15 protein-coding genes are annotated in these 12,867 nt (G+C 63.9%); 7 read left to right on the forward strand and 8 right to left on the reverse strand.

What is annotated here, in order from left to right:
* Positions 1-18: 18 nt before the first annotated feature.
* The 7 genes from PspR32_RS02705 to cbiE all read right to left on the reverse strand — a co-directional run bounded on the left by PspR32_RS02705 (position 19) and on the right by cbiE (position 5,590).
* Positions 19-489: a copper chaperone PCu(A)C gene (locus tag PspR32_RS02705; RefSeq protein WP_010221663.1), complete on the reverse strand. Its 471-nt coding sequence runs from the start codon at positions 487-489 to the stop codon at positions 19-21.
* Positions 490-536: 47 nt separating this feature from the next.
* On the reverse strand, positions 537-929 hold the full coding sequence (locus PspR32_RS02710; protein WP_010221665.1) for a DUF2946 domain-containing protein: 393 nt from the start codon (positions 927-929) through the stop codon (positions 537-539).
* Positions 930-1,025: 96 nt separating this feature from the next.
* Positions 1,026-1,883 carry an SPFH domain-containing protein gene (locus PspR32_RS02715; RefSeq protein WP_010221666.1) on the reverse strand — a complete coding sequence of 286 codons (858 nt, stop codon included), beginning with the start codon at positions 1,881-1,883 and terminating at the stop codon, positions 1,026-1,028.
* Between the two features lie 25 nt (positions 1,884-1,908).
* Positions 1,909-2,346, reverse strand: a complete 438-nt coding sequence (locus PspR32_RS02720) for an NfeD family protein (RefSeq protein ID WP_036995537.1) — start codon at positions 2,344-2,346, stop codon at positions 1,909-1,911.
* A 232-nt stretch (positions 2,347-2,578) separates the two neighbouring features.
* Positions 2,579-3,292 (reverse strand): cobalt-precorrin-6A reductase, encoded by a 714-nt coding sequence (locus tag PspR32_RS02725; RefSeq protein ID WP_010221668.1) that lies wholly within the window; start codon positions 3,290-3,292, stop codon positions 2,579-2,581.
* Positions 3,289-4,386, reverse strand: a complete 1,098-nt coding sequence (locus tag PspR32_RS02730; RefSeq protein ID WP_010221669.1) for a cobalt-precorrin-5B (C(1))-methyltransferase — start codon at positions 4,384-4,386, stop codon at positions 3,289-3,291. Before PspR32_RS02730 ends, PspR32_RS02725 begins: the two co-directional genes overlap by 4 nt.
* Entirely contained in the window at positions 4,379-5,590 is a 1,212-nt protein-coding gene (gene cbiE, locus PspR32_RS02735) for a precorrin-6y C5,15-methyltransferase (decarboxylating) subunit CbiE (protein WP_159388056.1), read from the reverse strand. The genes PspR32_RS02730 and cbiE overlap by 8 nt, the downstream gene beginning before the upstream one ends.
* 116 nt (positions 5,591-5,706) lie before the next feature.
* Here cbiE and cobG point away from each other — a divergent pair, with 116 nt between their 5' ends.
* The 7 genes from cobG (at position 5,707) to PspR32_RS02770 (ending at position 12,265) form a co-directional block, all read left to right on the forward strand.
* Positions 5,707-7,041, forward strand: a complete 1,335-nt coding sequence (cobG, locus tag PspR32_RS02740) for a precorrin-3B synthase (protein ID WP_272483650.1) — start codon at positions 5,707-5,709, stop codon at positions 7,039-7,041.
* On the forward strand, positions 7,034-7,660 hold the full coding sequence (locus tag PspR32_RS02745) for a precorrin-8X methylmutase (RefSeq protein ID WP_010221672.1): 627 nt from the start codon (positions 7,034-7,036) through the stop codon (positions 7,658-7,660). The genes cobG and PspR32_RS02745 overlap by 8 nt, the downstream gene beginning before the upstream one ends.
* A complete protein-coding gene (locus PspR32_RS02750; protein ID WP_374045236.1) occupies positions 7,657-8,391 on the forward strand; it encodes a precorrin-2 C(20)-methyltransferase in 735 nt (244 codons plus the stop codon). The genes PspR32_RS02745 and PspR32_RS02750 overlap by 4 nt, the downstream gene beginning before the upstream one ends.
* A complete protein-coding gene (gene cobJ, locus PspR32_RS02755; protein WP_159388057.1) occupies positions 8,391-10,091 on the forward strand; it encodes a precorrin-3B C(17)-methyltransferase in 1,701 nt (566 codons plus the stop codon). Before PspR32_RS02750 ends, cobJ begins: the two co-directional genes overlap by 1 nt.
* Positions 10,092-10,193: 102 nt before the next feature.
* On the forward strand, positions 10,194-10,889 hold the full coding sequence (locus PspR32_RS02760; RefSeq protein WP_010221676.1) for a hypothetical protein: 696 nt from the start codon (positions 10,194-10,196) through the stop codon (positions 10,887-10,889).
* Between the two features lie 70 nt (positions 10,890-10,959).
* The gene (locus PspR32_RS02765) at positions 10,960-11,646 is read left to right on the forward strand and encodes a hypothetical protein (RefSeq protein WP_036995547.1); all 687 of its coding nucleotides are present in this window, start codon (positions 10,960-10,962) and stop codon (positions 11,644-11,646) included.
* A complete protein-coding gene (locus tag PspR32_RS02770; protein WP_159388058.1) occupies positions 11,639-12,265 on the forward strand; it encodes a hypothetical protein in 627 nt (208 codons plus the stop codon). Before PspR32_RS02765 ends, PspR32_RS02770 begins: the two co-directional genes overlap by 8 nt.
* On the opposite strand, the gene PspR32_RS02775 is transcribed toward PspR32_RS02770, so the two are convergent.
* Entirely contained in the window at positions 12,262-12,858 is a 597-nt protein-coding gene (locus PspR32_RS02775) for a MarC family protein (protein WP_010221679.1), read from the reverse strand. The genes PspR32_RS02770 and PspR32_RS02775 overlap by 4 nt on opposite strands.
* Positions 12,859-12,867: the final 9 nt, after the last annotated feature.

Below are 12,867 nucleotides of genomic sequence, written 5' to 3' on the forward strand. Positions count from 1 at the left end.
CCGGGCAGCCTTCAGCGATCAATGGCTGTGGGCGGCTTCCTCGGGTGCCTGCTTCTGTACCGCGACCTCGACGGTGATATCACCGGCGTTCTTGAAATGCAGGGTCAGCGGGAAGCGCTTGCCATCAGCCAGCAGGCTGCGGTCCTTGGGCTGCATCAGCATCACGTGGTAGGCACCGGGGGCGAACTTCAGGTCGCCACCGGCAGGGACGTCGACGCTCTGTACCTGCTGCATTTTCATCAGGCCGTCCTTGTGCACATGCTCGTGCAACTGGGCATCGTCGCTGATTGGGCTGTTGACGCTGAGCAGGGTGTCGGCCGTCTTGCCGTTGTTATGCACGACGAAATAGGCCGCCACGTTGGGCGCGTTGGGCGGCAGTTCCTGCGACCACGGGTGAGCGATATGCAGCTCGCCTACGGTGTATTCATGGGCATTGGCAAAGGTCGCCGGCAGCATCAGTGCGGCCAGCAGCAGGGCGTTCTTGAACATGGTGATTCTCCAGTCGATTCAGGTTCGCAGCAGGTAGCGCAGTGAACTCAGACCAGAGGGGAGGCGCGTGGGTTGAGGGCCGGCCACTGTTGCCGGGGTGTCGGCTGGTGGATAGCAAGCAGCGCAGGCGCACGGGCGAAATCCTGGCTGGGCATCAGCAAGCGTGGTGGGTGGCCAGGCAATGCCAGCAAGGGCGCTGCGCCAGAGCAGCACCAGCAGTGCTGCATGCTGGAGTGATCATCGCCTTGCTGGCCGAGGTCGATCTTGCCCAGGGCAATGATTTGCGCCTTGGCCTTGCCGCCGACACTCGAACAGAAGGCGCCCCATAGCAGTTGTTCGGCCGGCCCCTTGGGGGCTGCGGACGCCAACGGCATGGCCAGCAGATTGAACAGCACTGCGAAGCAGGCGATCCAGGCAATGGCGGGCCGATATGGGGACATGGAAAGATCCGGTCAGGAATCAGAGGTGGCTATTGTAACGCCCAGTATAGGGAAAATTACCGGGGGTGCGGTGAAGTGCCGCACACCCGGCCAGCATCAGGCCTGCTTGTTGCGGCCCATCAGCCCGCGCACGGTTTCCTGCAGGTCGGCGGGCAGCACCACGACCTTGGCGTTGTCGCTGCTGGCAAGGCTTTCCATGGCGCCGATGTAACGCTCGCCCAGCAGGTACATTGCCGGGGTGATCTCGGTACCCACCGCGTCCTTGACCAGGGTGATCGAACGCGCCGAGGCTTCGGCGAGGTTGATCTGCGCTTCGGCGTCGAGCTTGGCTGCCTGCTGGCGCGCTTCGGCTTCAAGGATGGCGGCCTGCTTGGCGCCTTCGGCCCGGGTGACGTCGGCTTTACGTTCACGCTCGGCGGCGGCCTGGCGCTCCATGGCCGCCTGCATGTTCTGCGACGGCTTGATGTCCTGGATCTCTACCGAGCGCACGGTCACGCCCCAGTCTTCGGTCTGCTCGGACATGGCTTCGCGCAGGCGCGCCTTGATCTGTTCGCGGCTCGACAGCGCTTCGTCCAGGTCCATGGCGCCGACGATGGCGCGCAGCGAGGTCATGGTCAGGCTGGTCACTGCGAAGGTGAAGTCCTGGACACCGTAGGCGGCCTTCTGCGGGTCGACGACCTTGGCGAAGCACAGGGCGTTGGCGACGATCACCGCGTTGTCGCGGGTAATGATTTCCTGCTGCTGTACATCGAGGATGATGTCCTTGGTCGGCAGGCGGTAGGCGACCACGTCCATGTACGGGATCAGCAGGTTCAGGCCTGGCTTGAGGGTGCTGTGGTAGCGGCCCAGGCGCTCGACGATCCACTCCTCGCCCTGGGGCACGATGCGCACGCCCTTGAACAGGGTGAGGAGGGCGAATGCGGCGATCGTGCCGACGACGATAAGGCTGGTCATGAGTCAAAGCTTCCTTTTTTGCTGATCAGGCCCGGGTAACCCGGGCGGTATTGCCTTCGATGGCGGTGATGCGCACGCGCTCGCCCGAGGGGATCTCGGCATTGGCAACGCAGATCCACTCCTCGTTGCCCAGGATGGGTTTCTGGAAGCGCACGCGGCCTTTCTGGAATTCAGAGACTGTGGCGGTGAGCAGGCCGACCTCGCCGATCACGCTGTCGGCGGTCCAGCGGGTGTCTGGCTGCTTCTTGCGAAACACCTTGAACCACAACAGCGTGGTGATGGATGAGAACACCACCCATAGCAGCATTTGCATGTCGAGTTGCAGGCTCGGCGCCAGAAAGGCGATGAACGAAACCAGCACGGCGCCTATGCCGAACCAGAGGATGAAGAAGGTTGGCAGGACCAGTTCGAGCACTACAAGGCCGAAACCGAATACCAGCCAGATCCACCATTGCATTTCCATATGGGTGAAGTCTTCCGGGGTGAGGAGGGGCGTAGTGTAAGGCAGTGGGGTGGGGATGGGGCAAATCAACCCAGTAAGAAACCTCCTAAAATATAGCTCGCCTTCTGTGGGGGCTGGCTTGCCAGCGATGAGGCCAGGCTAGGCGATAAAGCTGTGTTGTCTGGATTGCGACCGCTCTGCGGTCGATCGCTGGCAAGTCCCGCTCCCACAGGTTGTGGTGCAAGCAAATCCATCAAGGCAGGTCTGCCAATAACTCTGAAGGGCTGAAGAATTCTCTGTCGACTGGCGGCAGTTCCGGTCGCTTGAGGATCAACACCGGCACTCGCCGTTGCCTGGCGATTTCAAGTTTGGGTTCGGTCGCCCCGCTGCCACTGTTCTTGCTGATCAGCACATCGATCTGCCGCCGCTCGAACAGCGCGCGTTCGTCGTCCAGGTGAAACGGCCCGCGTGCGCCGATCACTTCGCAGCGCTCATTGCCAGGGCAGGCTTCAAGGGCGCGCAAGGTCCAGAACTGATGGGCGGGAATTTCCTGCAGATGCTGCAGCGGCTCACGGCCGAGGGTGAACAGCGGCCGCTGGAACGGGCGCAGGGCATCGATCAACTCGGCCCAGTCGGCCACCTCGCGCCAGTCATCGCCGGCCTGGGCTTGCCATGCCGGGCGGCGCAAAGCCCAGCACGGCACGCCGGTGAGCTGCGCGGCGCGAGCGGCGTTGGCGCTGATCCGGGCGGCGTAGGGGTGGGTGGCGTCGATCAGCAGATCGATGTTGTGCGCAAGCAGGTAAGCGGCCAAACCCTCGGCACCGCCAAAGCCTCCGACCCGCACCTGGCACTTCAGGTCAGTGGGCACCCGGCCAATTCCGGCCAGGCTGTAGACGTGCTGCGGGTCCAGGGTGCGGGCAATGGCCAGGGCCTCGGTGATGCCGCCGAGCAACAGGATGCGTTTCATGCAAAGCCCCCCGCATGGCCAACGATGCCACCCTGGCGATCGATGGCAAACACCTCCACCTGCACCTGCGCCGGTACTACGCTGCGGGCAAAGGCCAGGGCATGGGCGCAGACCGCGTCGCCCAGGGCAACGCCGGCGGCGCTGGCCAGGGCCAGCGCCTGCTGGCTGGTGTTGGCCTGGCGAATCGCGTCTTGCAAGGCGTCGTCGGCACCGATCGCTGCCGCCCAGTCGGCCAGTTGCGGCAGGTCGATGCTCGAATGGCGGCTGTGCAGGTCCATGTGCCCGGCGGCCAGCTTGCTGATCTTGCCAAAGCCACCGCACAGGCTGAGTTTATCCACAGGCACTTTGCGCAGGTGCTTGAGCACCGCGCCGACAAAGTCGCCCATTTCGATCAGGGCGATTTCCGGCAGGTTGTAGACTCGGCGCATGGTGTCTTCGCTGGCGTTGCCGGTACAGGCGGCGATGTGTTGGTAACCGTTGGTTTTCGCCACGTCGATGCCCTGGTGGATCGAGGCAATGTAGGCCGAGCAGGAGAACGGCCGGACAATCCCGCTGGTGCCGAGGATCGACAGGCCGCCAAGAATGCCCAGGCGCGGGTTCATGGTTTTCAGCGCCAGGCTTTCACCGTCCTGGACGTTCACCGTGACCTCGAACCCGCCTGCGTAAGCGTGTTCGGCGGCCAGGCGCTGCAGGTGTTCGGTCATCATCCGCCGGGGTACCGGGTTGATGGCCGGCTCGCCAACCGCCAGTACCAGCCCGGGGCGGGTCACCGTGCCGACGCCCTTGCCAGCGACAAAGCGTACGCCAGGCTCCGCCTGTAAACGCACGCGGCTGTAAAGCAGGGCGCCGTGGGTAACGTCCGGGTCATCGCCGGCATCCTTGAGGGTGCCGGCTTCGGCGCCATCCTCCAGCAGGCGGCAGAACTCCAGGCGCATCTGTACCACCTTGCCCTTGGGCAGGGTGATGTGCACGGCGTCATTGCCCTCGCCGGCAAGCAGCAGGCGGGCCGCTGCGAGGCTGGTAGCGGTGGCGCAGCTGCCGGTGGTCAGGCCGCTGCGCAGCGGGGCGGGTTGTTCCCGGGTCTCGTCACGCATCGACAGGCTTGACCGCTTCTAGCAGGGTAATCGGCAGGGCCTGGCGCCAGGTATCGAACTCGCCCAGCGGTTGCGCCTGGGCGATATGGATGCGGGTCAGCTCGCCGCCATGCTGCTCGCGCCAGTTGACCAGGGCCAGCTCGCTTTGCAGGGTCACGGCATTGGCCACCAGACGCCCGCCCGGGCGCAGTTGCTCCCAGCAATGCTGCAACACGCCTGCGCGGGTCACGCCGCCGCCGATGAAAATGGCATCAGGGCGCTCCAGGCCCTGCAGGGCCATCGGTGCGCGGCCGCGGATCAATTGCAGGCCGGGCACGCCGAGGGCATCGCGGTTGTGTTCGATCAACTGCTGGCGCCCCTCATCGGACTCGATGGCCAGCGCCCGGCAACTGGGGTGGGCGCGCATCCACTCGATGCCGATCGAGCCGCTGCCAGCGCCGACATCCCAGAGCAGTTCACCCGGTCGCGGCGCCAGGCGCGCCAGGGTAATGGCACGCACATCGCGCTTGGTCAGCTGGCCATCGTGCTTGAAGGCGCTGTCCGGCAGACCGGCCAGGGGCGACAGGCGCGGCGCATCGGGTGCGGCCAGGCATTCGATGGCGATCAGGTTCAAGTCGGCAACCTGTGTGTGCGCAAAGTGCTCGGCAGTGCCCTCGAGTCGGCGTTCGGCGTTGCCGCCAAGGTGCTCGAAGACCTGCAGCCGGCTCGGCCCGAAACCGCGCTCACGCAGCAATGCGGCGATGGCAGCCGGGCTGCTGCCATCGTTGCTCAGCACCAGCAGGCGCATGCCGCTGTACAGATGAGCGTTGAGCGCCGCGATCGGCCGCGCCACCACCGAAAGGCTCAGTACCTCCTGCAACGGCCAGCCCAGGCGGGCGGCGGCCAGGGCGCAGGAGGAGGGCATCGGCAGCACGTTCATTTCACTGACATCGAGCTGCCGCGCAAGGCTTGCGCCAACGCCATAGAACATCGGGTCGCCGCTGGCCAGCACGCACACCGGTTCGCCACGCAGGGCCAGGACCGGCGCCAGGGAAAAAGGGCTGGGCCAGAGCAGGCGTTCGCCAGTGATGCAGTGCGGCAGCAGATCCAGCTGGCGCTGGCCGCCAAACACCCGTGAGGCGCCCAGCAGTGCGCGCCGGGCATTCTTGCCCAGGCCACTGAAACCGTCTTCACCGATACCTACTACTGTCAGCCAGGGCGACATGGATTTCCTCAATTCAACGCAATCCGACCGGCAGGCTTTTCATGCCTTCGGACAAAGCAGGCATAATACCGCGCCTTCTACACTGAAGTGCCTTTTCACGATTGCCGGGTGACCTTTTGAACCAGCCTGTATCGGCCCACCAGCCCCAAGCTTCGCTGCGTCCCTCGGCCTGTCCGGGGTTGTGGCGCATCGTCCAGGCGCTGGACGGCGGCATCTGCCGGATCAAGCTGGCAGGCGGGGCGCTGACGGCGGATCAGGCCGAGGCCGTTGCCACTGCGGCCGAGCGCTATGCGGGGGGTGAAATAGAAGTCACCAACCGCGGCAACCTGCAAATTCGCGGCATCGGCTGCGACCATAGCGGGCTGATCGAGCTGCTGCTGGCTGCCGGCCTTGGGCCACGCGAGGCCGCCGGCGACGATGTGCGCAACCTGATGCTCAGCCCCACCGCAGGCATCGATCCGCAGATGCTGCTCGACACCCGGCCACTGGCGCAGCAGGTGCTGCAGTCGCTGGAAACCACCCCGCGCTTTCATCAGCTCTCGGCCAAGTTCGCCGTGCAGCTGGATGGCGGCGAGGCCCTGGCGATGCTCGAGCACCCCCATGACCTGTGGCTCAGCCCGCTGAAGCTTGACGACGAACTGTGGCTGGCGTTCGGTCTGGCCGGGTGCCCGGCCAAGGATGCGCCATTGGGCGCTGTGCCCCTGAGCCAGGGCCATGAGCTGGTGCTGGCGGTGCTCAACCGTTTTCTCGACCTGGCCCGCCCAGAGCAAACACGGATGCGCCAGTTGCTGGCCGAGCATGCACCGCAGGCCTTTACCGCCGGGTTGGGCTTGCCGATCCGGGCTGATGCAGCGGTCTGTCAATGGCGCCGCTCGCTGACAGCGGCCAGCTATCTGGGCATTTATCCCCAACTGCAAACCGGCCTGAGCGCTGTCGGTGCCGCAGCGCCGCTGGGTCGCCTGAACCCTTCGATGCTGCGCGGCGCGGCCCGGCTAGCACGTGAACAGGGCGACGGCACCCTGCGCATGACACCCTGGCAAAGCCTGTTGCTGCCCACTATTGCCCAGCGCCATGCCGAGCGGGTCAGCGAGAGTCTGGCCCAACTGGGGCTGCTGGTCTCGGCGAGTGAACAACTGTCCCGTCTGGTCGCCTGCACCGGTTCCGCCGGCTGTGCCAAGGGCCAGGCCGAAACCAAGGGCGATGCCCGCCTGCTGGCGACTCTGCTGGCCCCCGGTGCCCCGGCCAGCGTGCACCTGAGTGGCTGTCCGCGCTCTTGCGCCATGGCCCACGTGGCGCACGCCACCTTGCTGGCGCAAAGCCCCGGCCACTACGACTTGTACCTGCGTGACGCAACCGAGCCGGGCTTCGGCCGCCTGCGCGCACGCAACCTCACACTAAAAGAAGCCGGCGCACTGCTAGACGCCGGCTCACGGAGCACCCTTGATGATTGATTACATCCGCGATGGTCAGGAGATCTATCGCAATTCCTTCGCGATCATTCGAGAGGAAGCCCGGCTCGATCGCATCCCGGCCGATCTGGAAAAGCTCGCGGTCCGCGTGATTCACGCCTGCGGCATGGTCGATGCGATCGATGGCCTGCAGTTCTCTTCGGGTGCCGGCAAGGCCGGGCGCGATGCCCTGGCCGCCGGCGCGCCGATCCTTTGCGATGCGCGGATGGTGTCCGAGGGTATTACCCGTGCACGCCTGCCAGCCAACAACCCGGTGATCTGCACCCTGCGCGACGAGCAGGTGCCGGCGCTTGCCCGCGAGCTGGGCAACACCCGTTCGGCGGTGGCCCTGGAGCTGTGGCGGCCGCACCTGGAAGGCAGCGTGGTGGTGATCGGCAACGCGCCGACTGCGCTGTTCTACCTGCTGGAAATGCTCGACGCCGGCGCGCCCAAACCCGCGCTGATCCTCGGCTTCCCGGTGGGCTTTGTCGGCGCCGCCGAGTCCAAGGCGATGCTCGCCGCCGACAGCCGTGGCGTGCCGTTCGTGATCATGCAGGGGCGCCTGGGCGGCAGCGCCATGGCCGCCGCGGCGGTCAATGCGCTGGCCACGGAGGTCGAATGATGCAGGCTCGTGGACGTTTGCTGGGCCTGGGCGTCGGCCCCGGCGACCCGGAACTGATCACCGTCAAGGCATTGCGCCTGCTGCGCGAGTCGCCAGTGGTGGCCTACTTCGTTGCCAAGGGCAAGCGCGGCAACGCCTTCGGCATCATCGAAAGCCATCTGCAGGAAGCCCAGACCTTGCTGCCATTGGTGTACCCGGTGACCACCGAAGTGCTGCCGGCGCCGTTGTCTTATGAACAGGTCATCAGCGATTTTTACGATGCCGCCAGCCTTGAGGTTGCCGCGCACCTGGATGCCGGCCGCGACGTGGCGGTGATCTGCGAAGGCGATCCGTTCTTTTACGGCTCCTATATGTACCTGCATGACCGTCTCGCCGAACGCTACGAAGCCCAGGTGATCCCGGGGGTCTGCTCGATGCTCGGCGGCGCCTCGGTGCTCGGTGCGCCGCTGGTGTATCGCAACCAGAGCCTGTCGGTGCTCTCTGGCGTGCTGCCCCATGATGAACTCAAGCGCCGCCTGGCCGATGCCGATGCCGCGGTGATCATGAAACTTGGGCGTAACTTCCCCAAGGTTCGCGATGTGCTGGCCGAGCTCGGCCTGGCCGAACGGGCCCTGTATGTGGAGCGGGCGACCATGGCCAACCAGAAGATCGTCGCCCTGGACGAGGTCGATCCGCAGTCCTCGCCATACTTCTCGCTGATCATCGTGCCCGGTGAAAGGTGGCAAGGTTGATGACCCGTAAAGCCCCGGCCATCGTCATCCTTGGCAAAGGCAGCCTGGCCACTGCCCGTAAGATCCAGCAGCTGTACCCGGACGCGCTGATCCATGGCCTTGAAGGCCGGGTCGAAGGCGCCGACCGCAGTTACCAGGCGTTCGGCGCTACCGTGCGCCAGCTCTATCAGCAAGACACGCCAATCATCGCCCTGTGCGCTGCCGGTATCGTCATCCGCACCCTGGCCGGCCTGTTGCTGGAGAAGGGCGCCGAGCCGCCGGTACTGGCGGTGGCCGAGGATGGCAGCGCCGTGGTACCGCTGCTCGGTGGCCTGGGCGGGGTCAATGTCATGGCCCGGGAAATCGGTGCCGGCCTGGGTGTGGCGGCGGCGATCACCACCAGTGGCGAGCTGCGTTTCGGTACCTGCCTGCTCAACCCGCCCAGCGGTTATGCCCTGGCCGACCTTGAGCTGGGCAAGCGTTTCGTTTCCGATCTGCTGGCCGGTGAAAGCGTGCGCATTGACGGCGCCGCGCCCTGGCTTGAACAGGCGCAGCTGCCGCAAAGCGAGCAGGCGCAACTGGCGATTCATGTCGGTTGTGACGCCCGTGAAGCCTCTGCCAATGAGCTGGTGATCTATCCGCGCTGTGTGCTGGTGGCAGTCAGCGAGGTGCTGCCGGAGCTGGCCCAGGCCATTCGCACTGCTCTGCAGGCAGCACGGATTGCCGAGCCGGCGCTGGCCTGCCTGCTGGCAGCAGAGCAGCACATGGCCAACCCAGACCTGCACGCGGCTGCAGCCGAGCTGGGCGTGGCCCTGCGCTTTGCCCCGGGTGCCGGCGATGCCAGTGCCCTGGCCGCTCAGGCAATGCCGCAATTGCTGCCACCGCAGCCGGTGAGCGATGGCCTGGCCATCGTGGTCTCCAACCAGCCGATCGACCCACAGCACATCGGCCGCGCCCGCGGGCGCCTGGCGGTGATCGGCCTCGGGCCTGGCGCTGCCGACCTGATGGTGCCGGCGGTCAAGGCGGAGCTTGCGCGAGCCAACGATGTGCTCGGCTATGAAACCTATGTGCGCATGGCCGGGCCGTTCCGTGCCGATCAGGTGCTGCACTGCACCGACAACCGCGAAGAGATGCAGCGTGCCCGGCATGCCTTCGAGCTGGCGGTGCAAGGGCGTTCGGTAGTGGTGGTGTCTTCGGGCGACCCTGGGGTGTTCGCCATGGCTGCGGCGGTGCTCGAAGCATTGCACGAGTCGAGCGATCCACACTGGCATGCAGTGGAGCTGGAAATGTTGCCCGGTGTTTCCGCTTCCCTGGCGACTGCGGCGCAGGCCGGCGCTCCCTTGGGCCATGACTTCTGCGTGCTGTCGCTGTCGGACAACCTCAAACCCTGGTCGATCATCGAGAAGCGCCTGGACCTGGCCTGCCAGGCCGACCTGGCGCTGGCCTTCTACAACCCGATCTCGCGCTCGCGCCCGTGGCAGCTTGGGCGGGCCCTGGAAATCGTCCGCCAGCATCGCACCGCCCTGACCCCTGTAGTCCTTGGCCGCGACATCGGTAGGCCGGGGCAGACGCTGAAAGTGGTCAATCTCGGTGAGCTGCAACCGGACATGGTCGATATGCGCACCATGGTGCTGGTCGGATCCTCGACGACCTGCGAGTTTGCCCGTGCTGACGGTGGGCAGTGGGTCTATACCCCGCGCTGGTATCCGGCGCAGGGTTGATGCTGGCGTGGAAGGCTTTCGGCCCTGACCGAAGGTCGTGTCTCGAATAGTGTGAAGTTCCCGCCGATGTCGAGCGGGGCTTCATATAAAGGATTATTCGAGATGAACGACGTCGCTAAAAAAGAAGAGCCCTCTAAAGATCTGGCTATCGCTATTCCAGGCGCGCTGCTGGCCATTGCCGGCAAGATCAAAGATCCAACCCGTGAAGATGTAATTGACTCCTATCAGTTTTCCTCCGAAGTTGCCGGGAAACTCTTCAACCCTAATACCCAGTGTGAAGAGTGGTTCAAGAAGTTTCTCAGCGTCATGCAGGACTGTGGCTGGGTCGTAGTCCGTCAGAAGTACCAAAAAACTGAGTCGGGATCCCAATCGCTCAAGATCGGCGCCATTGCCTCCAAAGCCGTGAGCGGAATTGGCAGCGCTGTTCTGGGCGGGCCGGCGGGTACGGCCCTGCGCAAGCTGGCTGACGGGGCGCTGAAAAAGCTTGGCCTTAGTGAAGAGGCTCAGCAAATAATCAAACGTAAGACCGACAATAGCAAAACCGGCTCTGTAGGCCTCGCCGCTTGCCTGGTGACCGAAAGCGACGACGTCGTGCTGGTGACAAGTGCTGTGCAGACGAGCAAGTCGGGTAAAGATGCTGATTGGGCCTTGTTCGAATGGGCGGGCAGCTCTTCTGATACCTACGAGGCAGCGGCAGCGTTAATGCTGAACCGCAAGCTCTATCACAGCATTCGCGATGCCATTATCGACAAGCTGAAACAACACAAGCAGAGCCGTGTCCTCCTCCACGATATCTGATTGGACGGTCGGGATGGCTGGAGGCTTTAGCCATCCTGACATTCAAGTTTCTACTGGACCAGGAGGGATCATGGAAGACTATTGTGTATGGGTGAATGGTGGCTCGTTGTTGCTTATCGCCCCCGACGTACTGCCGGATCAACGCCAGGCGGTACTCGACTCTGTGTTGTATGCGCAACTGGTGGCGAACAAGTTCGCTGGCTCGCGTTTTTTGAATTACCAGACGTGGTACGAACGCTATCGCAACACCCTGACTGAACGCGACTGGATCTTCACCAAGTTCCATCATGAGAGCAAATCCGCATCTGATTGCTCGCTACTCTCTGCGATCCAACCTCTGCAACTCTGGCTGGAAACCCGATATACCGGCGCAAGTGCAATCATCGATCAAGGGATTGCGGCGTTGACTCGGGATGCACAGGGCCTGGAGTGTTTTGGTGGGTTTACTTTCGAGGCACGCGATACGGGTGCAGTTCTGATCATGGAAATCGGGCTGGTACACCCCGGTCCTGTAATCGACCTGTGCAGTATCTCCATTACCCTCGTACAGGCGCCTGAAGTGGCCGGAATCGAGCAGTCGTTGGCCGGCGAAGTGTTATGCAACGAGGTTGTGATTAACGGCGGGGCGGCTGTGTTGGATGGCAAGATGTTCGAGGGTTCGCGCGCCGATCTGCGCAGTTTGATGGCGCGCAAGCAGCAGGAGCACAACTATGTGATGGCGCTCGACAGTCAACCTGAAGGTGATAATCATGAGTAAGCTAACGGGCGTGGTCGCCGACTCGAGCATCCTGTCATTTCATCCCGAGGTTAGCGCAGCGCAGCGCGATTCGGTGCTACTGGCCATATCGGCAGCCGAGATGGTTACCCGTGATGCCTACGAGCAGGGACTGATCGACGACTGGTTCAACTATTACCGTCGGCAATTGATGTTCTACGGTTACGACCCGCTTCAGGCAAGCGAGGTGCACTGGCCCGGCGGTGAACGACCGAACATCGTCGACAAGGCTCTGCGCAGCATTGCGGCGGCCAGCGGCGGTAGTGAACTGGCACTATCGATGGGCGGGACCCTGGAGGCCCTCAGGGGCGCACGCGACGCGCTGGCGCATTTTGAGCAGCGGGTGCAAAAAACGGGGGTTTTTCAATTGCTACCCTGTGCTCCAGGCAAGGCCGGGCAGGTAGACATGGTGCTGTATCACGAATCGATGGCGCTTACGCAGACGCGTGCCGGCTTTCTGTTCCGCGAGCGCCAGAGCCGGCAGGTCAAGGCCGAGCTGGTGCGCTTCAACGTCGCGCTGTTCGATCAGGAGCTGCGCGCCAAGGTGGAAAAAATGCGCCAGGCCGGTCGTATGCGCAACCTGGGCACATTTCTGGTCTAGGGCACCAGGTAACCCTTGATCCCGGTAAAGATGATCTGCGCCGCCAGGGCGCAGACAAACAAACCCATCAAGCGGCTGACAATCTGCAACCCCTGGTCGCCGAGAATCCGCTCGATACGGTTCGACAGGTACAACACCAGGCCGACGGTGAAACTGGCCAGGGCGATACTGACGATGGCCAGCAGTTTGTCATCCCAGTGCGGCTGGCCAACCCCCATCACCAGCAGCGCACCGATGGTGCCGGGGCCGACGGTTAGCGGTATGGTCAACGGTACGATGGTCACGTCCTGCTGCACATTGTCGGTTTGCACCGCCGATTTTCCCTGGGCCATGCCCAGCGCCGAAATGAACAACACGCTGCCGGCGCCGATGCGAAACGCATCCACCGTGATGCCGAATATGCCGAAGATCACCCGGCCGAACAGGTACAGCAGCACGCTGGCGATCAGCACGGCGATTGCCACACGCCAGGCCAGTTGCTTGCGCTCCTTGCTGGAGTAGCCGCGGGTCAGGCTGATGAAGCACGAGAGCACGAAGAACGGGCTGTAGAGCACGAGCATTTTCAGGTAGACGCTGAACAACTCATGGAGCATGGTCGAGGC

The organism is Pseudomonas sp. R32, assembly GCF_009866705.1.
Lineage (GTDB): Bacteria > Pseudomonadota > Gammaproteobacteria > Pseudomonadales > Pseudomonadaceae > Aquipseudomonas > Aquipseudomonas donghuensis.

Bases quoted from the DNA above. Each gene is read 5' to 3' on its own strand.
- PspR32_RS02705 (WP_010221663.1), bottom strand. From the start codon at position 489: ATGTTCAAGAACGCCCTGCTGCTGGCCGCACTGATGCTGCCGGCGACC.
- PspR32_RS02710 (WP_010221665.1), bottom strand. From the start codon at position 929: ATGTCCCCATATCGGCCCGCCATTGCCTGGATCGCCTGCTTCGCAGTG.
- PspR32_RS02715 (WP_010221666.1), bottom strand. From the start codon at position 1,883: ATGACCAGCCTTATCGTCGTCGGCACGATCGCCGCATTCGCCCTCCTC.
- PspR32_RS02720 (WP_036995537.1), bottom strand. From the start codon at position 2,346: ATGGAAATGCAATGGTGGATCTGGCTGGTATTCGGTTTCGGCCTTGTA.
- PspR32_RS02725 (WP_010221668.1), bottom strand. From the start codon at position 3,292: ATGAAACGCATCCTGTTGCTCGGCGGCATCACCGAGGCCCTGGCCATT.
- PspR32_RS02730 (WP_010221669.1), bottom strand. From the start codon at position 4,386: ATGCGTGACGAGACCCGGGAACAACCCGCCCCGCTGCGCAGCGGCCTG.
- cbiE (WP_159388056.1), bottom strand. From the start codon at position 5,590: ATGTCGCCCTGGCTGACAGTAGTAGGTATCGGTGAAGACGGTTTCAGT.
- PspR32_RS02745 (WP_010221672.1), top strand. From the start codon at position 7,034: ATGATTGATTACATCCGCGATGGTCAGGAGATCTATCGCAATTCCTTC.
- PspR32_RS02750 (WP_374045236.1), top strand. From the start codon at position 7,657: ATGATGCAGGCTCGTGGACGTTTGCTGGGCCTGGGCGTCGGCCCCGGC.
- cobJ (WP_159388057.1), top strand. From the start codon at position 8,391: ATGACCCGTAAAGCCCCGGCCATCGTCATCCTTGGCAAAGGCAGCCTG.
- PspR32_RS02760 (WP_010221676.1), top strand. From the start codon at position 10,194: ATGAACGACGTCGCTAAAAAAGAAGAGCCCTCTAAAGATCTGGCTATC.
- PspR32_RS02765 (WP_036995547.1), top strand. From the start codon at position 10,960: ATGGAAGACTATTGTGTATGGGTGAATGGTGGCTCGTTGTTGCTTATC.
- PspR32_RS02770 (WP_159388058.1), top strand. From the start codon at position 11,639: ATGAGTAAGCTAACGGGCGTGGTCGCCGACTCGAGCATCCTGTCATTT.
- PspR32_RS02775 (WP_010221679.1), bottom strand. From the start codon at position 12,858: ATGCTCCATGAGTTGTTCAGCGTCTACCTGAAAATGCTCGTGCTCTAC.